This window comes from Streptomyces sp. NPDC002088, assembly GCF_040296605.1.
Taxonomy (GTDB): domain Bacteria; phylum Actinomycetota; class Actinomycetes; order Streptomycetales; family Streptomycetaceae; genus Streptomyces.
The window spans coordinates 139,754-163,509 of record NZ_JBEOXO010000025.1; the positions used below are offsets into that span (position 1 = coordinate 139,754).

Genomic DNA, 23,756 nt, shown 5'->3' on the forward strand with positions numbered 1-23,756 from the left:
CGGGGGATCCTGCATACCGTATGTGCGAGGTGGGCGGTATCTCGTATGCCGTAGGCACCCGGCATGCGGGATCCCGTATGCCGTATGGGGACGGTATACGAGATCCCGTACACCGCATCCACGCGGTATCCGGTATGCCGTACGCCGCACTCGCGCCGTGTGCGGGATACCGCATCCCGGATTCCCGCACACGCACGCTTACAGCGAGGTCAGATGCCCCGGATCCGACTGCCGGGGCATCAATGCCGGTTCGGCCGACGCCGTTTCCGGTTCCAGTGCCAGTACCGCGGCCACGGGGTGCTCCTCGAGTGGATCGGGCAGTTCGGGCCGATCCGGTGCGGTGCGTGAGAGCAGCACGACGCCCCACGATGCGAGCCCTGCTCCCGCGAGCGCGAGCAGTACTCCTGCCGCGCCGCCTTGCAGGCGTTCGCCCAGCAGTACGAGCCCGATCGCCGCGGCGGCCATCGGATTCGCCAGCGTCACGACCGCCAGCGGCGCGCCCAGGCCGCCCCGGTAGGCGGTCTGTGACAGCAGCAGCCCGCCGGTGGCGAAGGCTGCGACGAGCAGTGCCACTCCGATCACCTGCACGCTGAGCACCGGGCCCGAGCGGTCGGTCGCGGCCACCGTCACCGTCTGTGTGAGTGCCGAGGCGACCCCGGAGGCGAAGCCGGACGCGGTCGCGTGCCGCAGACCGGGCCGCGCGCCCGGCCGTGACAGCAGGCCGATGGCCGCCGCCGTCGCCGCGGCGACCGTCAGTGCCTCGGGCACGCTCAGTACCTCGTCGGGTGCGGAGCCCGACGCGGTGACCAGGATCGCGCTCAGTCCGGCCAGGGTGTAGGCGGTGCCTCGCCACTCGTTCGCGCTGACCCGGCGTCCTGCGATCCGGGCGCCCAACGGCACCGCCGCGACCAGGGTGAGCGCGCCGAGCGGCTGCACCACGGTGAGGGGGCCGTACTTCAGGGCCACGACGTGCAGCAGGGCGGCGGAGGCGTTCAGTCCTACCGAGCTCCACCATGCGCCGCTGACCAGCAGTCCGAGTGTGCCCGAACCGGAGGAGCGGGAGGCCAGACGTTCCTGGGCGACGGCCGCGGCCGCGTAGGCGACGGCGGAGAACAGGGACAGGACGACGGAGAGCAGGGTGGCGTTCATCGGCCTGCCCCCGCCCCCGCCAGTACGTGTTCCTCGGCCGGTGCGAGGTCCTCGTGGGTGCGTCCCGCGGTCGTCGCCGTGCGGTGCGGCAGGTGGATCACGGCGAGCGCCAGGCAGAGCAGGGCGCCGGCCGCGATCGAGTCCAGCCAGTAGTGGTTCGCCGTGCCGACGATCACCAGCAGGGTCACCAGCGGATGCAGCAGCCACAGCCAGCGCCACCGGGACCGGGTCGCGGCGATCAGGCCGATGGCCACCATCAGTGCCCAGCCGAAGTGCAGTGACGGCATCGCGGCGAACTGGTTCGACAGGTGGTCGCTCCCGGGTGGCCCGTACACCGATGGGCCGTACAGCTGTGCGGTGTCGACGAGGCCCGTCGCCGCGAGCATCCGCGGCGGGGCGAGTGGGAACGTGAGATGCAGCACCAGGGCCGCCGCGGTGAGCGCGGCCAGGACTCGGCGGGCCCAGACGTAGTGGGTGGGGCGGCGCAGGTAGAGCCAGACGAGGAAGCCCACGGTGATGGGGAAGTGGACGGTCGCGTAGTAGGTGTTGGCGATGTGCACCAGGGTGTCGCCGTGCAGCAGTACGGCCTGTACGGAGCCCTCGCCGGGCAGGTGGACCGCTCGTTCCAGGTCCCACACGCGGTGTGCGTTGTGGAAGGCCTCGCCGGTGTGGCCCGTCGCCAGTTGCCGGCCGAACTTGTAGACGAGGAAGAGTCCCGCGACGAGCAGGAGCTCACGGACGAGCGGTGGCCGCGCTATCGTGTCGGGCTCCGCCTCTGCAGGCTCGGTTCGGGCATTCATCCCCCGGCCCCTTTGCTGACGGTGGTGCGTGTGCTGGTGCGGGCGAGCCTCGGGCTCGTCTTTCTGCGTACGCGAATCTGTACATGGCATCGATACGGCGTCGTACCGATACGTCAGTGTACCGATACGTTGGAGTACCGGTACACTGGCGTATCGATTGACATGCGACACACTTGAGTGGGGCCCTCGGGGGCCCGCCGGACACCAGTGAGGAGAAGTGCCGATGACGTCGCAGGCCGCGGACGAACCGGAGACGGTCGTCGCCTCGCGCCGCTCCAAGCTCACGCCCGAGCGCGAGCAGGAGTTCTTCGACGCCGTTCTGGAACAGATCCGCGAGTGCGGCTACGACTCCCTCACCATGGACGGCGTAGCCACGAGCACCCGGTGCAGCAAGTCCACGCTCTACCGGCAGTGGAAGACCAAGCCCCAGTTCGTGGCCGCGGCGCTGCGCGCCAACCGCCAGGTGCGCTTCGTCGGCATCGACACCGGATCGCTCGCCGGCGACCTGCGCGAGGTGGCGCGGGCCGCGGGCGACTGGTCGGGCAGGGACACCAAGCTGCTCCAGGCGCTCGCCCACGCGGTCACGCAGGACAGGGAGCTCCAGCAGGCGCTGCGCGAGGCGCTCGTCGAGCCGGAGGTCTGTGCGCTCCATGAGATCCTGCGGCGTGCGGTGGAGCGCGGCGAGGTCGCCGCCGACCAGCCGGCGCTGGAGTTCGTGCCCGCCATGATGTTCGGCATCTTGCGCGTGCGCCCCATCCTGATGGGCGAGTACGCCGACTCGGACTACCTCGTCCGGTTCGTGGAGGCCGCCGTGCTGCCGGCACTCGGCCTCGCCTGAGACCCAGGCCGCCGTCCACGGGATGACTGGACGGTGACCTGCTCGCGCCGCACCGTGGGGACGGGGGCGGCGCGCACCCCCCGGCCGGGTGGGGTTCCTCTTGAGCGGAGAGGCGCCCCACCCGGCCGACTGGTGTGCCGGGGTCGATCAGATGTCAGACGTCCTGGCCGCTGCCGCTTCCGGTCGACACCTTGATGCCCTTGGTTATGTCGTCGATCACCGACACCTTCTGGTCGGCGTCGATACCGAAGCGGACCACGACGATCTGCGAGGAGCTCGCCGGGGAGGGGAACGCCAGCGACTCGACGTAGCCGTCGGCGCCCTTGCTCGTGACTGCCTTCCAGCGGACCAGGTAGCCCTTCTGACCGGCCACCGTCACCGCCTTGGAGGCCAGCACCTGGTGCGAGGTGATCTTGCCGTAGGTGGTGCCGCCGTAGGACTCCTCGGCGTTCGCCGAGATGTCCGCCTTGGCGACCGCCTCGGCCGTGGAACCGCTGGTGCCCAGCGCCAGAGCGGGTGCCGAGTAGGCGCCGCCCTTGGTGCACGACTTGGAGGTGTCGCCGGGGCACTTGTAGGAGTCGTTCGATGTGACCTGCGCCCCCACGGTGATCTCCTGGCCGTACCAGTCGTCCGGGATGGGGATGCTGATCCCGCTCACCGCGTCGGTGACCGAACCGCTCTCGATCTTCGGCGCCTCGGACTGGTCGGGCGCGGGCGACTGCCCGCCGGTGCCGCCGGAGCCATCGGAACCACCGGTGCCGCCGGAACCACCAGGGCCGCCCTGGCCGCCCGACTCGCCGAAGGGGCCGCCCTGGCCGCCGGAGCCGTTCTGCCCGCCGGGCGCGCCCTGGCCCTGCTGCGTGGCAGTGTTGCCGCCGCCGCCGTCCTTGGTCAGCGCGTACACGCCGACACCGATGCTCGCGAGCACCGCGACGGCGACGCCGACGGCTATGCCGGTACGCAGCCCGCGCCGCTGTCCGCCCGCCGGAGGCTGGGCGGGATACGCCGGGTAGGGCGGAGAATCCGGGTATGCCCCGTCGGTCGGCGGCTGCGTCGGGGGACCCCATACGGCGGCCTCCCCCGCGGGGCGGGTCTGGTCCGTCCACGTCTTGCCGTCCCACCAGCGCTCGGTGGCGGGACCGTCACTTTTCTGCCCGGGGTCGGGGTACCACCCGGGAGGAGTCACCTGCGTCATGGCCCCACCGTATGAGGCGTCGGTGAAAGGGGGATGAGAGGGCCCCGTCTTCGGTTCGACGCAGGCCGCTCCGGCGCGGACGGACGTGGGGGAGCCGGTGCCCCCGCGCCCCGGGGGCCCCGCTCCACTGGCGTGATCCCGCCGTCAATTCACCATCCGGCAACCGACGTTGACGCCCCGGGGCGGCTCCCGCAGGCCTTCCGCGCCGTCCGGGCGCATCCGCCGTCACTCTTCACGGCAACAGGTGCGCGGACCGGCCTCCGCTTCGTGGGCCGGGCGGCTACGCTCGAGATCTGCACGTCGTTCGGGCGACTTGGGGAGGTAGCGGGATGACGGAGGTCAGGCCCACGGCGGCCGCCTCGGCTTCCCTGTGGGAGCGTGACAAGGAAGTCGCCGCCATCGCACGGGCGGTGGACACCCTGTGCGCCGACCGGTCGTCCCCGGGCAGCCTGCTGGTGTTCCGGGGCGAGGCGGGACTCGGCAAGACCGCGCTGCTGGCCGAGACACATCGCATCGCCGAAGCCCGTGGCTGCACCGTGTGGTCCGCCCGTGGCGGCGAGACTCTGAGGTCCGTCCCCTTCAATGTCGTACGGCAGTTGTTGCAGCCCGCCCTGGTGTCGCTGCTGCCGGAGGAGGCCCGCGAGTACCTCGGCGACTGGTACGACATCGCGGGCCCCGCCCTCGGCATAACGGAACCGAGCGAACCCCGTGCCGACCCGCAAGGCGTGTGCGACGGTCTTGTCGCCGCCGTGCGCCGGCTGGCCAAGCGGGACTGGCCGCTCGTCCTGCTCGTCGACGACGCCCACTGGGCGGACCAGGAGAGCTTGCGCTGGCTCAGCGCGTTCGCCGAACGTCTCGACGACCTGTCCGTCCTCGTCGTCGTGGCCCGCCGCCCCGGCGACGTCAGCGGCGAGAGCGCCCGCCACCTGGACAGCGTCGCCGCCGCCGTGGGCGGCCCCGTCACCAACATCAGCGCCCTGACCCCGGACGCGGTCGCCGGCCTCACCCGCGCCAGGCTCGGTGCCCACGCCGACGCCCCGTTCTGCCGCGAGGTGTGGGCCGTCACCGGCGGCAACCCGTACGAGACGAACGAACTCCTCGCCAAGGTGCAGGACAGCGAGCTCGAGCCCGCCGAGTCCTCGGCCGGTGAGCTGCGCGCCCTGAACCGCTCGGCCCGCGGCGGCGGCCTCGTCGCCCGCCTGGAACAGCTCGGCGTCGACGCCACCCGCTTCGCCTGGGCCGCCGCCATCCTCGGTACCGGCATCTCCGTCGACCTGGTGGCCAGGCTCGCCACGATGGGCCGCGACGACGCCGGGCGCTGCGCCGAACTGCTGCGCAGCGCCCGCATCCTGACCGAACCCGACCCCACGGCGGGCCCCGCGAAAGAGGGCGACCTCCAGTTCCTCCACCCGCTGATCGCCTCAGCCGTCTACAACTCCATCCCGGACGCCCTGCGCACCGCCATGCACGGCATCGCCGCCCAGGTCGTCACCGACTCCGGACGGGGTGCGGCTGCCGCCGCGCGCCACCTCCTCCAGGTCCACCCGGACGACGACGAGGAACTCGTCGAGCAGCTGCGTGAGGCCGCCCGTGAACACATCGCCGTCGGCGCCCCCGACGCGGCCCGCCGCTGTCTCGAACGCGCCCTGCTGGAACCGCCCCGGCCCGAGGTCCACGCGCGCGTGCTCTACGAACTCGGCTGCGCCACCCTGCTGACCGCGCCCGCCCGGACGATCGGCCATCTGCGGACCGCGCTCGCCATGCCGGGCCTCGACGGCGGCGAACGCGTCGACGCCGTCTTCCGCCTTTCCCAGGCCCTGCTCCACAACGACCAGCTGGAGGAGGCCGTCCGCACCGTCGAGGCGGAGGCCGCCCGGCACCGGGCCGGGCCCTCCCGGATGCGGCTGCAGGCCGTGCAGTACATGTGGGAGGGCATCCACGGCGAGGCGACCTCACCGGGCCGCTCGGAACGCCTCGCGGAGCTCGCCCGCACCTGCACCGGCCGCGACAACTCCGAGCGCGCCCTGCTCATCCTGCGCGCCTTCGACGCCATGGCCCACGGTGAGAACGCCGAGGAGGTCGTCGAGGTCGCCGACCGCGCCCTCGTCAACGGCCGTCTCGCCCCCGGCCTCGGCTGGACCGACACCGAGTGGGGCAGCGAACTGCTGATGATGCTGGGCAATTCGTACGCCTACGCCGACCGCCTCGACCGCGCCGAGAGCCTGTTCGCCGAGGCCCTGCGCACATACACCATCGCCGGCTGGAGCGGCGGCCACCTCGCCCTGTCCAACGCGTTCCTCGGCCTCGCCTACCGCAGGCAGGGCCGCCTCAGGGACGCGGAGACCATCCTGCGCGAGTCGGTGCGCCTGGCCGAACGGGTCGGCCGCGGCCTGCCCCTGTACTGGTCGGCGACCTGTGGACTCGTCGACACGCTGCTGGCCCGCGGCCATGTCGAGGAGGCCTGGTCGGTCGCCGAGCAGTACGGCTTCGCACCGCCCTACCCGTCCACCATCGTGCTGCCTGACACCCGCTCCGTGCGCGGCCGCCTGCTGCTCGCCGTCGGCCGCACCAAGGACGGCATCAACGAACTGGAGGCCGCCGAGAAGGCGGCTGCCGCCCGCGGCGGTCACAACCCGGTTCTTGCGCCGTGGACCGTCGACCTCGCCAGGGCCCTGGCCGTCGAGGATCCGGCCCGTGCCGCCCGGCTCGGCGCCGACGCCCGCCGCCAGGCCGAACGCTTCGGCACGGACACCGCCATCGGCGAGGCGCTGCGCTGCGCCGCCGCCCTGGAGACCGGCCAGCGCGCGGTCCGCCTGGCCGGCCAGGCGGTCGCCTACCTCGAGTCGTCGCCCTGCCAGTACGAACACGCGGCCGCCCGCGTCGAATACGGCATCGCCGCCCGTTCGGTCGCCGATCTCAACCGTGGCCTGGCGCTGGCCCGTTCGTGCGGTGCGGACGGGCTGGTGGCGCAGGCGCGGGAGGTGCTGGACACGGGACGGGGGCTGCGCTAGGTCACCTCCGGGTCACTTCGCCAGCAGCTGGTCGGTCACGGCCGCCAGCCGCTTGCGCACCTCCGGGTCGTAGGCGGCCTCGTGCGCCCGCGCCGGCCGTGTGCCGTCGAAGTAGCCGCCCGTGCCCAGGTCCCGGGTGGCCAGCGCCAGGACGCCGGGCGCTCCGTCGGCGACCGAGTTCCAGGGCGCGACGCCCGCCTCGCGGACCATCGCCGTGTCCATGTAGGTCGCCGGGTGCAGCACGTTCACCGCGACGCCGGTGCCTTCCAGCTCCTCGGCGAGCGCGAACGTATGGGCCGCGAGCGCGAACTTGGCGCGGCAGTACGCCGAGACGCCGCTGTAGCCGCGGCCGAGTTCGGGGTCGTCGAGGTCGAGGGGCTCCTGGCCGGCCGAGCCGACGTTGACGATCCGGGCGGGGGCGTTCGCCCGGAGTACGGGCAGGAGTGCGCGGGTGAGTGCGACCGGCGCCAGGTAGTTCACGGCGAGCCGCAGTTCGTGGCCGTCGCTACTCGTCTCCCGGCCCAAGCCGCGCGCACCCCCGCCCACGCCCGCGTTGTTGACCAGCACGTCGAGCTCGGGGCGCGTCTGGGCGACCCGAGCGCCCAACTCGCGCACCTGCGTCAGCGAGGCCAGATCGGCGACGAACCCCTCGGCCTCGCCCTCGGCGCGCAGTTCGGCCACGAGCCGCCGCGTACGGTCCGGGTCGCGGCCGTGGGCGAGGACGACGTGTCCGGAGCGGACCAGCTCGAAGGCGACGTACCGGCCGAGTCCGGAGGTGGCACCGGTGATCAGGATGGTGGACATGTCTCCACCGTAGGCATGCCGCGGGGGAGTCCGCGAGGTGCCGTTGAAACTACCACCAGCAGGGTCACCCTCGGCTGTCGTCCTCCTCGGCCAGCACCCGCTGCGCCGTCGCGAACGCCGAGTTCGCCGCCGGCACCCCGCAGTACACGGCCGTCTGCAACAGCACCGCGCCGATCTCCTCGGGCGTGAGTCCGTTGCGCCGTGCCGCCCGTACGTGCATGGCCAGCTCGTCGTAGTGGCCGTGCGCCACCAGCGCCGTCAGCGTGATCATGCTGCGTTCGCGGCGGCTGAGCGTCGGGTCGGTCCAGATCTCGCCCCACGCGTAGCGCGAGATGAAGTCCTGGAAGCGCGCGGTGAACGGGGTCTGCCGGGCCTGCGCCCGGTCCACGTGTGCGTCCCCGAGCACCTCGCGGCGTACCTCCATCCCACGCCTGGCGCCACCGTCGAGGTGGGTCCGCAGCGCCGTCAGCACGGCCTCCGGGCACTGCGCGGGCGCCAGGTGCGAGGCGCCGGGAAGCTCGACGAGCGCGGCGCCCGGCACCGCGTCCGCGATCTCCCGCAGATGTGCGGGCGGGGTCGCCGGGTCCTCGCGGCCGGCGATCAGCAGGGTGCGCGTGGAGATCTCGCCGAGCCGCTCCCGCAGGTCGAACGCGGCCAGCGCGTCACAGCAGGCCGCGTACGCCTGTGGGTCGGCCTCCCGGTGGTCCTGGACCAGCCGCGGCACGGTGAACCCGGGGGTGAACCAGCGGGCGTCCGCGCTCTGCGCCAGATCGGCCAGCCCCTCGCGCCGTACCAGCGCGGCCCGGTCCTGCCACGGCTGTGCGCCGTTGAAGTGCGCCGACGAACAGATGACGGCGAGGGACGAGACCCGCTCGGGGTGGTGCAGGGCGAGGTGCAGGCCCACCGCGCCGCCGAGCGACACCCCCGCGTAGGCGAACCGCTCGATCCCGAGCGAGTCGGCGAGTGCGAGCACCAGATCCGCGAGGTCCCCGACGGTGGCGCCGGGGCCGATGAGGTCCGGCGCGGAGCCGCCGTGTCCGGGCAGGTCCCAGCGGACCACCCGGTGGGCGATCGACAGTTCGGGGGCCACTGTGTCCCACAGGGCGTACGACGTGCCGAGGGACGGCCCGAGCAGCAGCGGGGGAGCGGAAGCGGGCCCCTCGGTACGGTGGTTGAGGAGTTTGGCGGTCAACGTCGCTCCAAGGCACGGTCGGTGAGGGCTCCGGCGGAGCCGGTGTAACGGGCGGGATCGGTGAGCTCGTCGAGGTCTACGTCTTTCAACTCCGGCTCTTCGGCCAGGAGTTCGGCGAGCGTGCGTCGCTCGGAGTAGGTCCGCCGGGCGAGGTCCGTGAGTAGCTCCTTGGCGCGGGCCCGGCCCAGTACGCCGGCCAGTTCGGCCGAAAGCCGCTCGGAGACGATCAGCCCGTGGGTGAGGCCGAGGTGTCGGCGCATGACGTCCGGCTGCACCCGCAGCCCCTCCGTCAGTTCGGCGGCGTCGCGGGCGGCGCCTCCGACGAGCCGCAGCAGCTCCCGCAGTGGCTCCCACTCCGCGTGCCAGGCGCCGGCCGGCCGCTCGTCCTCCGCGACCAGCGACCCGTAGAGCGTGGCCGCGAGCTGCGGCGCCCGGCGGGCCGCCGCGGCGATCAGGGTGGACCGTACGGGGTTCGCCTTGTGCGGCATGGCCGACGACCCCCCGCCGCTGCCCTCCGCGACCTCTCCGACCTCGGTGCGGGCGAGGGTGAGTACGTCCGTGGCCACCTTGCCGAGCGCCCCGGCCGCGAAGGCCAGGCCTCCGGCGAGGTCGGCGATCGGGGTGCGGAGCGTGTGCCAGGGCAACAGCGGTTCCCTGAGCCCGAGTTCACGGGCGTAGGCGGCCGGCAGGGCGAGGGCGTCGTCGGCGCCGTACACCGAGAAGGCCGCCAACGTCCCTGCGGCGCCCCCGAGCTGGGCGGGCAGCCGGTCCCGTACGGCCGTCAGCCGGTCCCGGGCGTCGAGCACCAGCGACCGCCAGCCGGCCGCCTTCAGCCCGAACGTCGTCGGCACGGCGTGCTGGGTGAGCGTCCGCCCCGGCATCGGGGTGTCGCGGTGACCGGCGGCCAGTTCGGCCAGCGCCCGTTCCGTGCGGGCGAGGTCGGCGAGGACGGGGCCGAGCGTCCGCACGGCGACCAGCATCGTCGCCGTGTCCATGATGTCCTGGCTGGTCGCACCCCGGTGGACGTAGGGGCCGTACTCCTGGCCGACCGCCTTCGTCAGGTCGGCGACCAGCGGGATGACCGGGTTCCCGCCGGCGCGGGCGCGCAGCGCCAGGTCCCGTACGTCGAAGCCGGCGCCGTCGGCCGCCTCGGTCACCGCCGTCGCCGCCGCGGCCGGGGCCAGGCCCAGCGCGGCCTGCGCACGGGTCAGCGCGGCCTCCGCGTCCAGCAGCGCCCGCAGGTAGGCGGTGTCGCCGGTCGCGGATGCGGCGGGGGAGCCTGCCCACCCGGGGGCGAGCAGGCCGCTGTCGGGTTCGGCAGCTGTCACTGGAACTCCAGGAAGACCGTCTCGTCTTCGCCCTGAAGGCGGATGTCGAAACGGTACGTGCCGTCGCCCCCGTCCCGGGCGATCAGCGTGTCGCGGCGCTCCGCTTCCAGCCGCGCCAGCAGCGGGTCGGCTGCGAGTGCCGCCTCGTCGCCCGGCAGGTAGATCCGGGTGAACAGGTGGACGAGCAGCCCGCGCGCGAAGACGCACACGCTGACGTACGGCGCGCTCTGCCCGCGCGCGCCGGGGCGCAGGGTGCGCGCGTACCAGTGTCCGTTGGCGTCGGTCTGGATGCGGCCCCAGCCGGTGAACTCCACGCCGTTGCGGCCCAGGTAGCCGCCGGTCGAGGGATCGCGCCGGATCGAGCCGTCCACCTGCGGCAGACGGCCGTCCGGGTCGGGGCCCCACAGCTCCACGAACGCGTCGGGCAGCGGTTTGCCCTCGCCGTCGTACACGTACCCCTGGAGGGTGATCGTGTCGGGGTGGCCGACGGGTGCGATGTCACCGCCGCCGGGGAAGGGCAGGGCGTACCCGTAGAACGGGCCGACGGTGTGCGAGGGGGTGGGCAGGACACTCTCCGGCCTGCCCGTGTCGATCTTCGTCATGGCGGGTCAGCGTCCCTCTTCGATCCAGGTGGCGTTCGGTCCGTCGAGCACCATGTCCCAGTGGTAGCCGAGTGAGAACTCCGGCACGGACAGGCTGTGGTCGTAGGTGGCGACCAGGCGCTGTCGGGCGGCGTCGTCCGTCACCGACTGAAGGATCGGGTCGTACGGGAAGAGCGGGTCGTTCGGGAAGTACATCTGCGTCACCAGCCGCTGGGTGAACGCCGAGCCGAACACCGAGAAGTGGATGTGGGCCGGGCGCCAGGCGTTGACGTGGTTGCGCCACGGGTACGGGCCCGGCTGAACCGTGGTGAAGCGGTAGAAGCCGGTGTCGTCGGTGAGCGTGCGGCCCACGCCGGTGAAGTTGGGGTCGAGCGGGGCGTCGTGCTGCTCACGCTGGTGGGCGTAGCGGCCGGCCGAGTTGGCCTGCCAGATCTCCACCAGCTGGCCGCGCACCGGGCGCCCGTCGCGGTCCAGGAGCCGGCCGGAGACGGTGATCCGCTCGCCGATCGGCTCGCCCCGGTGGTGCCGGGTGAGGTCGTTGTCGATCTCGGTGATGTCGCGCTCGCCGAACGCGGGGGAGGCCAGCTCCACCAGCTCCGGGTCCTTGGAGACGTCGATGGCGACCGGCGGCTGCCGGGGGTGGCGCAGCACCGAGGAACGGTACGGGGCGTAGTCGCGTCGCGGGTGGTGCTCGACGGGCGCGCCGTCGGCGACCCGCTTCTCGTACGCGGCGTGCTCGGCCGCGATCTCCTGGTCGATGTCCTGCTGAGTGAGAGCCATGGGGGTTCCTGATGCTTCCTTAGCGTTCGAGGACGAGGGCGAGGCCCTGGCCGACGCCGATGCAGAGGGTGGCGACACCGGTGCCGGTGCCGCGGCGGGCGAGCTGGTGGGCGACCGAGCCGGCGAGCCGGGCACCGGAGGCGCCGAGCGGGTGGCCCAGTGCGATGGCACCGCCCTGGGGGTTGAGGACCGCGGGGTCGAACTCCGGCCACTCGGCCACACAACCGAGGACCTGGGCGGCGAACGCCTCGTTCAGTTCGAGTACCGACAGGTCGCCGAAGCTCTTGCCGGCCTTGGCGAGCGCCCGGTTGACCGCCTCGACGGGGGCGAGCCCGAAGTACTGCGGGTCGATCGCGGAGACACCGGTGGCGCTGACGCGGGCCAGCGGCTCGCGGCCGGTGGCCTTCAGGCCCTCCTCGTCGACCAGCAGCAGAGCGGCGGCGCCGTCGTTGAGGGGGGAGGCGTTGCCCGCGGTGACCGTGCCGTTCTCCGTCCGGAAGGACGGCTTGAGCTTCGCCATCGCCGCGAGGGAGGCGTCCGGACGGACGCATTCGTCGGCGCCGAGGACGACCGGGTCGCCCTTGCGCTGCGGGATCGCCACGGGCGCGATCTCACCGTCGAACAGGCCGTCGGCCTGCGCCTGGGCCGCCTTACGGTGACTGCTCAGCGCGAACTCGTCCTGCTGCTCACGGCTGATCTTGTGCTTGTCGGCGATCAGCTCCGCGCTCTCGCCCAGCGGGATCGTCCACTGCGGATCCATCTTCGGGTTGACCATGCGCCAGCCCAGGGTGGTCGAGTACAGCTCGGTGTGCCCGGCCGGGAAGGGGCGGTCGTTCTTGGGGAGGACGTAGGGGGCGCGGGTCATCGACTCGACGCCGCCGGCCAGGGCGATGGAGGCGTCGCCCACGGCGATGGCACGGGCGGCCTGGATGACCGCCTCCAGACCGGAGGCACACAGCCGGTTGACCGTCACGCCGGGCACCGAGGTGGGCAGTCCGGCCAGGAGTGCGGCCATGCGGCCGACGTTGCGGTTCTCCTCGCCGGCTCCGTTGGCGTTGCCGAAGTACACGTCCTCGATCCGGGACGGGTCCAACTCCGGGGTACGGGCGAGGAGTTCGCGGATGGCGTGCGCGGCCAGGTCGTCCGGCCGGATGGCGGCCAGGGAGCCGTTGTAGCGGCCGATCGGCGTGCGTACGGCGTCGACGATGTAGACGTCCTTCATCGGAGGTCCTCCGCTACGGTCAGCTTGGCGTCGGTCCTGGCGGTGATGTCGTCGACGCTCACGCCCGGTGCGCACTCCACGAGCACCAGGCCGTCGTCGGTGACGTCGAGGACGCCGAGGTCGGTGATGATCCGGTTCACGCAACGCTTGCCGGTCAGCGGCAGCGCGCACTCCTGGAGGATCTTGGGTGAGCCGTCCTTGGCGGTGTGGGTCATCACGACGATGACGGTGCGGGCGCCGTGCACCAGGTCCATCGCCCCGCCGATTCCGGTGATCATCTTGCCGGGGATGGCCCAGTTCGCCAGGTCGCCGCCCGCCGACACCTGCATGGCGCCGAGCACCGCGACGTCGATGTGCCCGCCGCGGATCATCCCGAAGGACAGCGCCGAGTCGAAGAAGGACGCGCCGGGCAGGACCGTGACGGTCTCCTTGCCCGCGTTGATCAGGTCCGGGTCGATCTGGTCCTCGGTGGGGTAGGGGCCGGTGCCCAGGATGCCGTTCTCCGACTCCAGGACCACCTCGACGCCCGGCGGGAGGTAGTTGGGGATCAGCGTCGGCAGGCCGATGCCGAGATTGACGTACTGGCCGTCTTCGAGGTCGCGCGCGGCACGCGCGGCCATCTGTTCACGTGTCCAGGCCATCAGGAGGTCACCGTCCGCTGCTCGATCTTCTTGTCCGCCGCCTGCTCCGAGGTCAGCGCCACCACCCGCTGCACGAAGATGCCCGGCAGGTGCACCGCGTCCGGGTCGATCTCACCGGGCTCGACGAGCTCCTCCACCTCGGCGATTGTCACTCGCCCGGCCATCGCGGCCAGGGGGTTGAAGTTGCGGGTCGACTTGTTGAAGACGAGATTGCCGTGCCGGTCGCCCTTCGCCGCCCTGACCAGGGCGAAGTCGGTGCGGATGCCGTGCTCCAGTACGTACTCGGTGCCGTCGAACTCCCGTACCTCCTTCGGCGGCGACGCCAGCGCGACCCCGCCGGAGCCGTCGTAGCGCCACGGCAGTCCGCCCTCGGCGACCTGGGTTCCGACGCCCGCGGGGGTGTAGAAGGCGGGGATGCCGGCGCCGCCGGCCCGCAGCCGTTCGGCCAGCGTGCCCTGGGGGATCAGTTCCACCTCCAGCTCGCCGGCCAGGTACTGCCGGGCGAACTCCTTGTTCGCGCCGATGTAGGAACCGGTCACCCGGGCGATCCGCCCGGCGGCGAGGAGGACGGCCAGCCCGGACTCCATCGCCCCGCAGTTGTTGGAGACCACGCCGAGGCCGCCGACTCCGCGCTCGTGCAACGCCTGGATCAGCACGTTCGGCACCCCGGTCAGGCCGAAGCCGCCCACTGCCAGCGACGCGCCGTCGGGCACGTCGGCCACCGCCTCCAGGGCCGTGGCGACCACCTTGTCCATCCTAGAAGCCCCATCTCTTCCAAGCGCAGCGACCGACGAATTAGTCAGCGCACTGAGTATTTCTACGAGCTTCCCCTCACGCTGCCACCGGCGGGCCTAGGCGTCAAGACCCCAGTAAATGCCGAAGTCAATGCACTCCCCCTGCCCGCAGACGGTTCGCGCTTTGAACGGTATCGTTCAGTGCACCAACGAATATGCACCCATGCATACGACCACAGGAGCGCACATGGCCGCGGTGGACCTCAGCAGTCACCCCGGGCACCTGGCCCGGCGGCTGCAGCAGGCGCACTACCTGCTGTGGAACACGATGGTCTCCGAGGAGATCACCTCGCCGCAGTTCGCGGTCCTCAACGCGCTCGTCGCCGAGCCGGGCCTCGACCAGCGCACGGTGGGGGAGCGGGTAGGACTGGACCGGTCCACCATCGCCGAGGTGATCAGCCGGCTCGGCCGGCGCGGACTGCTGGACAAGGTCCGCGACCCGCAGGACGGCCGTCGCTTCCTGCTGCGCCTGACGGAGGACGGTCTGCGCACCCACCGCAAGCTGACCGTCCGTACGGCCCGGATGAACCAGGTCTTCCTGGCACCGCTCTCCGCCGAGGAGCAGACGCTGTTCTTCGACCTGATCCGCCGGGTCTCGGACGCGGCCGAGGAGCTGCGCAACCCCGCGGAACCCCTGGCCGCCCAGAACTGATCACGCCTTGGCGAACACCACCCACACCTGGCCCTGCGCGAAGTTCACCGGCGAGCCGTTCTCGGCCGTGAACTCGGTGCCGTCGGTGGCCGTCGCCCGCTCCCAGCGGACGTCGTAGGCCCGCCCGTCGCGCAGCACCTCCGCCTTCCCGGAGCCCACCGTCTCGGTGTACGGCGTGGAGTTGCCGAGCACGTCGTGGTAGGCGGACTTGTGGATCTTCACGTACTGCACGACGACCGTCGCGGGCGCCACCGGCCGCCCGTCGCTCGTCACCGTCGGTGTCCCGTCCTGGGCGACCAGCCAACGGTGCCGGTCCCCGGACCAGGTGAAGGTGAAGCGGGCCGCGGGGTAGCGGACGGTGCGCGTGGTGCGCGGCTGCCCGCCCTCGGGTGCGGCGCCGTAGTGGAAGCCGGTGGTCAGCGCGTCCGTCCCTGATGCGGAGGGCATCAGCCGGCTCGGCCGCAGATAGAGGTTGTGGGGTGCGAGGTGGTCGGCGCCGCGGAAGTAGGCGCCGGACACCTCGTCGGGCGGTTCGGCGCGCAGCGGCGCGTCGTCGATCAGCGGCAGCAGCTTGCCCTGCGCACCGGAGAACGCGAGCGTCGGCCGGTCGAACTGCCCCAGCAGCTCCAGGTCGGACTCGCGGGCGCTGCGCACCGGACCGACGACGTCCGGCAGCTTGGTGGCGTACACGGCCATCAGCCGGCTCAGCCCGCCCTCGACCTGCTCGACGTACACGACGTCCGCGGAGTCCAGGCCCGTCTGCGGCCGGGCGGCGCCCACATTGTCGATCTTCACGGCGAGCACAGACCCGTGGCCGCCGGCCGGTTGGGTGGGGTGGCCGGGTTGGCTCGATTGATTCTGTGTCGGTTCCTGTCGGCGGCTGCGTCCGTCGTCGCGCGGGCCGTGCGGTGTCGTGCAGCCCGCCGCCAGGGAAACCGTCACCGTGGCGACCAGCAGCGTCGCTGTCGTCGCGGCGCGTCGCGTGCGCTTTCTTCGTCCCATGCCCACCGTCGCCACCAAGTCCTGTGCCATCGATTGTGCGCTCATTAGGTTCATTGATGCCCGACCTCGCCCGGTTCTGACTGAACGCGTTGATCGGATCTTTCGGTTCTGACTGCACGCGTCGATCGGGTCTCTCGGTCCAGACCACGCGCGTCGGCCCGTCCGCGGTTCGGCGCGGGGCGCCCGGGTACCCGGGCGCCACCGCCGGGCGGACGCGCAGCGGCCACGAAGGGAGTGCGGCACGATGAAGGCAGTGACATGGCAGGGCAATCGGGATGTGCGCGTGGAGAACGTGCCCGACCCGACGATCCAGGAACCGACGGACGCCGTCATCCGCATCACCTCAACCGGGCTGTGCGGCTCCGACCTGCATCTCTATGAGGTCCTCACGCCGTTCATGACACCGGGCGACATCCTCGGACACGAGCCCATCGGCATCGTCGAGGAGGTGGGCGCCGGGGTGCCCGACCTGATGGCCGGCGACCGGGTCGTGGTGCCGTTCCAGATCGCCTGCGGCAACTGCTGGATGTGCCTCGACGGACTCCCCACACAGTGCGAGACCACGCAGGTCACCGGCGAGGGCATGGGCGCCGCCCTGTTCGGCTACACCCGCCTCTACGGCGCGGTGCCGGGCGCCCAGGCCGAGTACCTGCGGGTGCCGCAGGCGCAGTTCGGCCCGATCAAGATCCCGGAGGGGCCGCCCGACGACCGGTTCGTCTACCTCTCCGACGTCCTGCCCACCGCCTGGCAGGCGGTCGCCTACGCCGACCTCAAGCAGGGCGCCAGCGTCGCCGTGCTCGGGCTCGGGCCCATCGGCGACATGGCCTGCCGCGTCGCCCAGGTGCGCGGCGCCGGGCAGGTGTTCGGCGTGGACCTGGTCACGGAGCGGCTGCGCCGTGCGCGGGAGAGGGGCGTGAAGACGTTCGACCTCCGGGACTTCGACAGCGAGAAGGAGCTGCTCACCGCGATCCGCGACGAGACCGACGGCCGCGGCCCCGACGCCGTCATCGACGCGGTCGGCACGGAGGCCCACGGCAGCGCGGCCGCCCGCCTCGCCCAGCGGGCCTCGACCCTGCTGCCCCGGAAGCTGAGCGGCCCGCTCGCGGAGCACTTCACCGTGGACCGGCTCGCGGCCTTCCACACCGCCATCGAACTCGTGCGCCGCGGCGGCACGATCTCGATCGTGGGCGTGTATGGCGGCACGGCCGACCCGGTACCGATGATCACGCTGTTCGACAAGCAGATCCAGCTCAGGATGGGCCAGGCCAACGTGCGCCGCTGGAGCGACGAGATCATGCCCTACCTGACCGACGAGGACCCGCTCGGCGTCGACGACTTCGCCACCCACCGGGTGCCGCTGAGCGAGGCGCCGCACGCGTACGAGATGTTCCAGCGCAAACAGGACGGTGCCGTCAAGGTCCTCATGCGGCCCTGACCGCCCAGGGCCCTGACCGCTCAGGGTCGGGGGCCGAGGATCTCGCCGAGGTCGTAGCGCACCGGCTCCTCCAGCTGCGCGTACGTGCAGCTCTCCGGCGTCCGGTCCGGGCGCCAGCGGCGGAAGCGGGCCGTGTGCCGGAAGCGCGCCCCGTTCTCCATGTGGTCGTACGCCACCTCGGCCACCCGCTCCGGCCGCAGCGGTACCCAGGACAGGTCCTTCTTGCCCGACCAGCGACTGGGCGCGCCCGGCAGCCGAGCCGTCTCGTGGGCGGCCTCGTCCGACCAGGCCGCCCACGGATGCCCTTCGGCGTCCGCCATGCGCAGCGGCTCCAGCTCCTCCACCAGCTCGGCGCGCCGTTTCATGGCGAAGGCTGCGGACACGCCGACGTGCTGGAGAGCGCCCCGGTCGTCGTACAGGCCCAGCAGCAGCGAGCCCACGACGGGACCGCTCTTGTGGAAGCGGTAGCCGGCGACGACGACGTCCGCCGTACGCTCGTGCTTGATCTTGAACATCGCCCGCTCGTCCTGGAGGTAGCGCAGGGTGAGCGGCTTGGCGATGACACCGTCCAGGCCGGCTCCCTCGTACTGCTCGAACCACTCCTTCGCCACCTCGATGTCCGTGGTCGCCGGGGCCAGGTGCACGGGCGCCGTCACCCCGGACAGCGCCCGGGTCAGCAGCGCCCGCCGGTCGCTCAGCTCCACGTCGAGCAGCGACTCGTCCGCGAGCGCCAGCAGGTCGAAGGCGACGAAGGACGCCGGGGTCCGTTCGGCGAGCGTCCGCACGCGGGAGGCCGCCGGATGGATGCGCTCGGTGAGCGCGTCGAAGTCGAGCCGCCCCTCGCGCGCGATCACGATCTCCCCGTCCAGCACACACCGCTCGGGCAGCCGCTCCCGCAGCGCCGTCACCAGCTCGGGAAAGTACCTGGTCAGTGGCTTGCCGGTACGGCTGCCGAGCTCGACCTCGGCCCCGTCGCGGAACACGATCGCCCGGAAGCCGTCCCACTTGGCCTCGTACTGCATGTCCGGCGGGATCCTCGCCACCGACTTGGCGAGCATCGGCTTCACAGGCGGCATGACGGGCAGTTCCATGCTCCGATTCTGCTCGCATTCACCACGTAACACCCGGTATGCGAGGAATGCGGGGTAGGCCTACCGTGGCCGCATGGGTGACGCGGTGGAACTGGAAGCGGGCGGCCGGACCGTACGGCTGTCCAGTCCCGGCAAGGTCTTCTTCCCGGAGCGCGGCTTCACCAAGCTGGACCTCGCCCAGTACTACCGTGCCGTCGCCCCCGGCATCCTGCGCGCCCTGCGCAACCGCCCCACCACCCTGGAGCGCTACCCCGACGGCGTGACCGGCGAGTCCTTCTTCCAGAAGCGGGCGCCCAAGAACATGCCCGACTGGATCCCGACCGCCCACATCACCTTCCCCAGCGGCCGCAGCGCCGACGAGATGTGCCCCACCGAGGAGGCCGCCGTCCTCTGGGCCGCCCAGTACGGCACCCTCACCTTCCACCCCTGGCCGGTGCGCCGCGACGACGTCGACCGCCCCGACGAACTCCGCATCGACCTCGACCCGCAGCCCGGCACCGACTACGACGACGCCGTCCGCGCCGCCCACGAACTGCGCGCCGTCCTCGACGACTTCGGCGGCCTGCGCGGCTGGCCCAAGACCTCCGGAGGCCGTGGCCTGCACGTCTTCGTCCCCATCGCACCGCGCTGGACGTTCACCCAGGTCAGACGGGCTGCGATCGCCGTAGGCCGGGAGATGGAACGCCGGATGCCCGACCGGGTGACGATCAAGTGGTGGAAGGAGGAAAGGGGTGAACGTATCTTTCTGGACTACAACCAGACGGCACGGGACCGCACGATCGCCTCCGCCTACTCCGTACGACCCCGCCCGCACGCCCCCGTCTCCGCCCCCCTGCGCTGGGAGGAGATCGGCGACGCGCACCCCCGGGACTTCGACCTCGCGACGATGCCCGCCCGCTTCGCCGAACTCGGCGACGTCCACGCCGACATGGACGACCACGCCTTCTCCCTCGAAGCGCTCCTCGATCTGGCCGCGAAGGACGAACGCGACCACGGGCTCGCCGACCTGCCGTATCCGCCGGAGTACCCCAAGATGCCGGGAGAGCCCAAGCGGGTGCAGCCGAGCCGGGCCAGGCGGGAGGAGCCGAGCGGGGCCGGAAGCGAGGAGCGGCCGCCCGCTCCGCCGGACCGCACCCGTTGACCGGCGACGGCCGCCTCGGGTGAGTGCCAGGGGGGGCACCGACTTGTGACTCCTGCTCGGTGACGCCGCGGCAAACCGCCGTCGAACGCCCTGCGGAAGCGGGCTTCCGAGGGCGCGAGAGCGCTCTCACGGACGCCCCTGCGCCGGGGCTATCCTGATCGGCAACCGCCGGTGAGGAGCCCCGAAGTGACCGAGACAGCCGCCCGTCCCACGCTGGAGGCCGTGGCCGCGCGGGCCGGTGTGTCCCGGGCCACCGTCTCCCGTGTGGTCAACGGCGGTGACGGGGTGCGGGAGCCCCTCGTCGAGCGGGTCCGGCGGGCGGTGGAGGAACTCGGGTACGTTCCCAACCAGGCCGCCCGCAGCCTGGTGACCAAACGGCATGAGGCGATCGCCGTCGTCATCGCCGAACCGGAGACCCGCGTCTTCGCCGATCCCTTCTTTGCACTGCAACTGCGCGGCATCAGCAAGGAACTGACGGCTCATGACAGCCAGTTGGTCCTGCTCCTCACCGAGGGCCGCGACGACCATGCCCGCGTCGGCCGCTATCTCGCCGGCGGTCACGTCGACGGGGCTCTGGTGTTCTCACTGCACCTCGACGACCCACTGCCCGGGCTGATCCAAGGTGCCGGAGTACCGACCGTGTTCGGCGGCCGCCCGGGCTGGAGCGACGGCACGCCCGGTCCGGTCTACGTCGACAGCGACAACCGCGGCGGCGCCCGCGAGGCCGTGCGCCACCTCATCGGCCTCGGCCGGACCCGGATCGCGCACATCACCGGCCCCTTCGACCAGACGTCCGCGGCGGACCGGCTCGACGGGTTCCGGGACGTCATGGTGGACGCCGACCCGAGGCTGGTCGTCGAGAGCGACTTCACCCCCGCCGGAGGTGAACGCGCGATGCGTGAACTCCTCGACCGCCGCCCCGACCTGGACGCCGTGTTCGCCGCCAACGACCTCACCGCCTCCGGCGCCCTGCGCGTCCTGCGCGAGCGCGGGCGGCGCGTGCCCGAGGACGTAGCCGTGATCGGCTTCGACGACATGCTGCCCGTCGCCGAACAGACCGACCCGCCGCTCACGACGATCCGTCAGGACATCGAGGAGATGGGCCGGCTGATGGCCCGTCTCCTGCTGCGCCGCCTCGACCGCGGCCTCACACACCAGGCAGAGGCAGGCGCACCGGCCGCCGTGGTCCTGCCGACGACCCTGGTACGCCGAGCCTCCGCCTAGACTGCCGCCTCCGCCCGGTCTGGCGTCTCAGGCCTGCTGCGGCACGCTCTTGATCACCGCGAAGCGTGCTCCGTACGGGTCGGCGAGCTTGGCGATGCGGCCCACGTCCGGCACGTCCGTGGCGGGCATACGGACCTTGCCGCCCCGTTCCTGCGCCTTGGCGACGGCCGCGTCGGTGTCGGTGACCTCGAAGTACGGCAGCCAGTACGGGCCGCTCTCCGCCTCCGTCGGGTCGTCGGCCAGCGGGACCAGCCCGCCGAACATGGCATCCTCCCCGGCACCGGCGGGGTTGATACACGTATACGTGCCGCCGGGGAAGGCGACGGCCGAGGTCTCGTGGCCGAGCACCTTGTTGTAGAACGCGGCCGCCGCCGCGATGTCCGGCGTGTACAGCTCGACCCAGCACAGCGAACCCGGCTCGTTCGCCACGTCCACGCCCTTGGTCTGCCCCGGCTGCCAGATGCCGAACGGCACCCCCGCCGGATCGGCGAGGATCGCCATGTGGCCCTGGCCCATGACGTCCATCGGCCGGAAGAGCACGCTGCCGTGCGCCTGCTCGGCGGCCTTCGTGGTGGCCTCCGCGTCCGGGCTCTGGAAGTACACGTTCCACGACGGCGGGCCCTGTTCCGCCGTGGTCTGCATGCCGCCGGCCGTGGTTCTTGCGTCCAGTTGGAAGAAACCGTAGCCGCCGGCCTCGGGCCCCGCCGACTGGAACCGCCAGCCGAAGAGAGCGTCGTAGAAGGAGGTGGCGCCCTCGATGTCGGGCGTGCCGAGGTCGAGCCAGTTCGGGGAGCCGTTGACGAAACGGGTGGTGAGCATCTGCGCACTCCTTGAAGGGGTCCCGTTGCCTGCACAGCCGAGTCTTGCACCGCCCACTGACACTCGCTGCCGGAGCACCGGGACGCGAGGCGGCGGGAGGCAGCGGGAGGCCGGCGGACACGGCAGCCGCCGTCCGTGACGGCGGGCGTTCCGATTGTTTCCCGGCGCCCCGCGCGCCGCCGTGCGCCGCGGCGCCCCGCGGGGGCATCATCGGGGCGGCCAAGGGCCCTGAAACCGCCGCGTTGATCCCGCGTTGATCGAACGTTTTTCGCCGCCCGGCACGATCCTGGCCATGCACATCGACACCATCGCCACGCCCGACCTCGCCTGGCAGGCCCGGGCCCTGTGCGCGCAGACCGGGGCCGACTTCTTCTTTCCCGAGCCGGGCAGCTCGGTGCGTGAGGCGAAGCTCATCTGCGGCATGTGCGAGATGCGCTCCGCCTGCCTCGACTACGCCCTCGCCAACGACGAACGCTTCGGCGTCTGGGGCGGCCTGTCCGAGAAGGAACGGCTGCAGCTCAGGCGTACGTCCCGCTGAAATCCGGGCGACCGGCGCGTAGGAGTGCGGCTAGGATCCGGGGGCGCATCCGGACGTAGCGCAGAGGTAGGCGCACGCCTTGCTCAGGCGGACACGCCGGTTCGAATCCGGTCGTCCGGGTGCGTTCATGGTCCCGTAGAGCAGAGGCAGACTCGCCGCCTTATCAGGGCGGACACGCCGGTTCGAATCCCGGCGTTGGTACTGGTGGGCTCTCGTATTCCACTGTCGTCAGTTGACCTATCTGGCTCCGGAATCACTACTGACCGTGACACTCCTGGCGGGGACCTGGGTCTGGAGCCCCAAACGTTGACGAGGAGTAGCACCGACCTCTGCGCGTCGGGACGGCGATGACGCCGGCGTGTTGGCGTCCGTATCCTCAGTGGGTGAGTCTGATCGAGGTGGTTCCTGGGCAGGTCGAACTCGTCGTTCGGGGGTCGGGGTCGTCGGCGGCCTCTGTCCGGTTGTTCGACTGGTCGCGGACAGATGAGTTCGAGGTCGTATTCGCCGTTGAGGCTGTTGATGACGGCCTGCGCGCACGGATCGAGACTGTGACCGTGTCTGCCTGGGACGGTGCGGGATACTTGACCGAGTTCCTCGACGGTCTTGCGCGCGACTTCCGCGGTTGGGAGGGCGAGCGGTCATGGACCAACAACGAGCTGGTCGTGGCAGCGACGTTCGGCTCGGGCGGTCATGTGTATCTGAGCTGGACCCTGCGAGCTGGGGTCTTCTCCGGCGGCTGGGAGTCCACCGTGACGACCGTGATTGAGGCTGGTGAAGAGCTGACGACTGTCGCTGCCGACGTGCAAAAATTCTTCCGCCAGGGGTAGTCGTCCCAGCGCCCCCGAAGCAAGCACTCACGCGCTCTCAAGCCCTCGGAACTTGTGGGCCCTCGTATCCAAGTGTCACTGCTTCCCCGAGGAACCCAGCCTGTTGGTGGCCTTGCGTGATCTCCTGGGGCGTATCGGCTCCATGTCCCGCCGGTTTCTCTGATGAGGCGGCTGGTGGTCTTGTCGTGGTAGCCGAGGGCGTCCGCGACGACGGGGCCGGGTAGCCCAGGTCATCGGCATCGGGCAGATGGTGGTGCCCGGCACCCCGCGCGACTCCCTATTCATCGTGGACGCCCTGCTGAACCTGGACGGCGGGGTGAAGCCGGAGGTGGTCGCCACCGACAACGCCTCGTACTCCGGCATGGTCTTCGGCATCTTCAAGATGCTCGGCTACCGCTTCTCCCCACGCCCGGCCGTGGTTGGCCGGATCAGAAGAAGGTGGGCAGGCGCGGGGTGTAGGGGTCTTCCAGTGCGGCGATCTCGTCCGCGGTGAGCGTGAGGTCGAGCGCGGCGACGGCGTCGGTGAGGTGGTGGGTCTTGGTGGCGCCGACGATGGGCGCGGACACGACAGGGTTCTTCAGTACCCACGCCAGTGCGACCTGGGCCATCGGGACACCGTGCGCGTCGGCGATCTTCTGGACGGCGTCGACGATGGCTTCGTCGGTGTCGAC

23 protein-coding genes, 1 tRNA gene and 1 pseudogene are annotated in these 23,756 nt (G+C 71.7%); 10 read left to right on the forward strand and 15 right to left on the reverse strand.

Translation table 11 applies throughout. The features are described from left to right. Nucleotides 1–198: 198 nt before the first annotated feature. Nucleotides 199–1,149, reverse strand: coding sequence for a DMT family protein (locus ABT114_RS38865; RefSeq protein WP_351148529.1), 951 nt, complete (start codon nt 1,147–1,149; stop codon nt 199–201). After that, the gene (locus ABT114_RS38870) at nt 1,146–1,949 is read right to left on the reverse strand and encodes a phosphatase PAP2 family protein (protein ID WP_351148532.1); all 804 of its coding nucleotides are present in this window, start codon (nt 1,947–1,949) and stop codon (nt 1,146–1,148) included. Before ABT114_RS38870 ends, ABT114_RS38865 begins: the two co-directional genes overlap by 4 nt. A gap of 223 nt (nt 1,950–2,172) precedes the next feature. Here ABT114_RS38870 and ABT114_RS38875 point away from each other — a divergent pair, with 223 nt between their 5' ends. Beyond that, the gene (locus ABT114_RS38875) at nt 2,173–2,787 is read left to right on the forward strand and encodes a TetR/AcrR family transcriptional regulator (RefSeq protein WP_351148535.1); all 615 of its coding nucleotides are present in this window, start codon (nt 2,173–2,175) and stop codon (nt 2,785–2,787) included. 154 nt (nt 2,788–2,941) lie between these two features. Here the strand turns inward: ABT114_RS38875 and ABT114_RS38880 are convergent, their stop codons facing one another. Beyond that, nucleotides 2,942–3,982 carry a DUF2510 domain-containing protein gene (locus ABT114_RS38880; RefSeq protein WP_351148537.1) on the reverse strand — a complete coding sequence of 347 codons (1,041 nt, stop codon included), beginning with the start codon at nt 3,980–3,982 and terminating at the stop codon, nt 2,942–2,944. 329 nt (nt 3,983–4,311) lie between these two features. On the opposite strand from ABT114_RS38880, the gene ABT114_RS38885 reads away from it, so the two are divergent. Then, a complete protein-coding gene (locus ABT114_RS38885; RefSeq protein ID WP_351148540.1) occupies nt 4,312–6,993 on the forward strand; it encodes an ATP-binding protein in 2,682 nt (893 codons plus the stop codon). A gap of 12 nt (nt 6,994–7,005) precedes the next feature. On the opposite strand, the gene ABT114_RS38890 is transcribed toward ABT114_RS38885, so the two are convergent. The 8 genes from ABT114_RS38890 to ABT114_RS38925 all read right to left on the reverse strand — a co-directional run bounded on the left by ABT114_RS38890 (nt 7,006) and on the right by ABT114_RS38925 (nt 14,317). After that, complete coding sequence (locus ABT114_RS38890; RefSeq protein ID WP_351148542.1) at nt 7,006–7,797, reverse strand: SDR family NAD(P)-dependent oxidoreductase; 792 nt, start codon at nt 7,795–7,797, stop codon at nt 7,006–7,008. Between the two features lie 64 nt (nt 7,798–7,861). Next, a complete protein-coding gene (gene pcaDC / locus ABT114_RS38895) occupies nt 7,862–8,989 on the reverse strand; it encodes a bifunctional 3-oxoadipate enol-lactonase/4-carboxymuconolactone decarboxylase PcaDC (protein ID WP_351148545.1) in 1,128 nt (375 codons plus the stop codon). Continuing rightward, a complete protein-coding gene (gene pcaB / locus ABT114_RS38900) occupies nt 8,986–10,317 on the reverse strand; it encodes a 3-carboxy-cis,cis-muconate cycloisomerase (protein WP_351148547.1) in 1,332 nt (443 codons plus the stop codon). The genes pcaDC and pcaB overlap by 4 nt, the downstream gene beginning before the upstream one ends. Then, on the reverse strand, nt 10,314–10,919 hold the full coding sequence (pcaG, locus tag ABT114_RS38905) for a protocatechuate 3,4-dioxygenase subunit alpha (protein ID WP_351148549.1): 606 nt from the start codon (nt 10,917–10,919) through the stop codon (nt 10,314–10,316). The genes pcaB and pcaG overlap by 4 nt, the downstream gene beginning before the upstream one ends. Nucleotides 10,920–10,925: 6 nt before the next feature. After that, the gene (gene pcaH, locus ABT114_RS38910) at nt 10,926–11,699 is read right to left on the reverse strand and encodes a protocatechuate 3,4-dioxygenase subunit beta (protein ID WP_351148552.1); all 774 of its coding nucleotides are present in this window, start codon (nt 11,697–11,699) and stop codon (nt 10,926–10,928) included. Nucleotides 11,700–11,718: 19 nt separating this feature from the next. Next, nucleotides 11,719–12,921 (reverse strand): thiolase family protein, encoded by a 1,203-nt coding sequence (locus ABT114_RS38915; RefSeq protein ID WP_351148555.1) that lies wholly within the window; start codon nt 12,919–12,921, stop codon nt 11,719–11,721. Continuing rightward, nucleotides 12,918–13,562: a CoA transferase subunit B gene (locus tag ABT114_RS38920; RefSeq protein ID WP_351148557.1), complete on the reverse strand. Its 645-nt coding sequence runs from the start codon at nt 13,560–13,562 to the stop codon at nt 12,918–12,920. Before ABT114_RS38920 ends, ABT114_RS38915 begins: the two co-directional genes overlap by 4 nt. Beyond that, nucleotides 13,562–14,317 (reverse strand): CoA transferase subunit A, encoded by a 756-nt coding sequence (locus ABT114_RS38925; RefSeq protein ID WP_351148559.1) that lies wholly within the window; start codon nt 14,315–14,317, stop codon nt 13,562–13,564. Before ABT114_RS38925 ends, ABT114_RS38920 begins: the two co-directional genes overlap by 1 nt. Before the next feature lie 226 nt (nt 14,318–14,543). Here ABT114_RS38925 and ABT114_RS38930 point away from each other — a divergent pair, with 226 nt between their 5' ends. Further along, entirely contained in the window at nt 14,544–15,008 is a 465-nt protein-coding gene (locus ABT114_RS38930; RefSeq protein ID WP_351148596.1) for a MarR family winged helix-turn-helix transcriptional regulator, read from the forward strand. Here the strand turns inward: ABT114_RS38930 and ABT114_RS38935 are convergent, their stop codons facing one another. After that, nucleotides 15,009–16,040: a DUF3048 domain-containing protein gene (locus ABT114_RS38935; RefSeq protein WP_502988464.1), complete on the reverse strand. Its 1,032-nt coding sequence runs from the start codon at nt 16,038–16,040 to the stop codon at nt 15,009–15,011. A 214-nt stretch (nt 16,041–16,254) separates the two neighbouring features. On the opposite strand from ABT114_RS38935, the gene ABT114_RS38940 reads away from it, so the two are divergent. Beyond that, nucleotides 16,255–17,445 carry a zinc-dependent alcohol dehydrogenase gene (locus ABT114_RS38940; RefSeq protein WP_351148561.1) on the forward strand — a complete coding sequence of 397 codons (1,191 nt, stop codon included), beginning with the start codon at nt 16,255–16,257 and terminating at the stop codon, nt 17,443–17,445. Nucleotides 17,446–17,465: 20 nt separating this feature from the next. Here ABT114_RS38940 and ABT114_RS38945 read toward each other — a convergent pair whose 3' ends face one another. Further along, nucleotides 17,466–18,536: an ATP-dependent DNA ligase gene (locus ABT114_RS38945; protein ID WP_351148563.1), complete on the reverse strand. Its 1,071-nt coding sequence runs from the start codon at nt 18,534–18,536 to the stop codon at nt 17,466–17,468. Between the two features lie 73 nt (nt 18,537–18,609). On the opposite strand from ABT114_RS38945, the gene ligD reads away from it, so the two are divergent. Continuing rightward, nucleotides 18,610–19,677 carry a non-homologous end-joining DNA ligase gene (ligD, locus tag ABT114_RS38950; RefSeq protein ID WP_351148566.1) on the forward strand — a complete coding sequence of 356 codons (1,068 nt, stop codon included), beginning with the start codon at nt 18,610–18,612 and terminating at the stop codon, nt 19,675–19,677. Between the two features lie 186 nt (nt 19,678–19,863). Continuing rightward, a complete protein-coding gene (locus ABT114_RS38955) occupies nt 19,864–20,901 on the forward strand; it encodes a LacI family DNA-binding transcriptional regulator (protein WP_351148569.1) in 1,038 nt (345 codons plus the stop codon). 27 nt (nt 20,902–20,928) lie between these two features. Here the strand turns inward: ABT114_RS38955 and ABT114_RS38960 are convergent, their stop codons facing one another. Then, nucleotides 20,929–21,720 (reverse strand): VOC family protein, encoded by a 792-nt coding sequence (locus ABT114_RS38960; RefSeq protein WP_351148572.1) that lies wholly within the window; start codon nt 21,718–21,720, stop codon nt 20,929–20,931. Nucleotides 21,721–22,012: 292 nt separating this feature from the next. Here ABT114_RS38960 and ABT114_RS38965 point away from each other — a divergent pair, with 292 nt between their 5' ends. From ABT114_RS38965 to ABT114_RS38980, 4 genes and pseudogenes are all read left to right on the forward strand, one after another. After that, on the forward strand, nt 22,013–22,258 hold the full coding sequence (locus tag ABT114_RS38965) for a WhiB family transcriptional regulator (RefSeq protein ID WP_351148575.1): 246 nt from the start codon (nt 22,013–22,015) through the stop codon (nt 22,256–22,258). Between the two features lie 49 nt (nt 22,259–22,307). Next, nucleotides 22,308–22,378, forward strand: a tRNA-Ser gene (locus tag ABT114_RS38970). Nucleotides 22,379–22,641: 263 nt separating this feature from the next. Continuing rightward, nucleotides 22,642–23,085 carry a DUF6228 family protein gene (locus ABT114_RS38975; protein WP_351148577.1) on the forward strand — a complete coding sequence of 148 codons (444 nt, stop codon included), beginning with the start codon at nt 22,642–22,644 and terminating at the stop codon, nt 23,083–23,085. 226 nt (nt 23,086–23,311) lie between these two features. Continuing rightward, a pseudogene (locus tag ABT114_RS38980) lies at nt 23,312–23,500 on the forward strand (Tn3 family transposase); the annotation flags it as partial. A 13-nt stretch (nt 23,501–23,513) separates the two neighbouring features. On the opposite strand, the gene ABT114_RS38985 reads toward ABT114_RS38980, so the two are convergent. After that, on the reverse strand, nt 23,514–23,756 hold a 243-nt coding region (locus tag ABT114_RS38985; RefSeq protein WP_351148580.1), incomplete at its 5' end, for an aldo/keto reductase.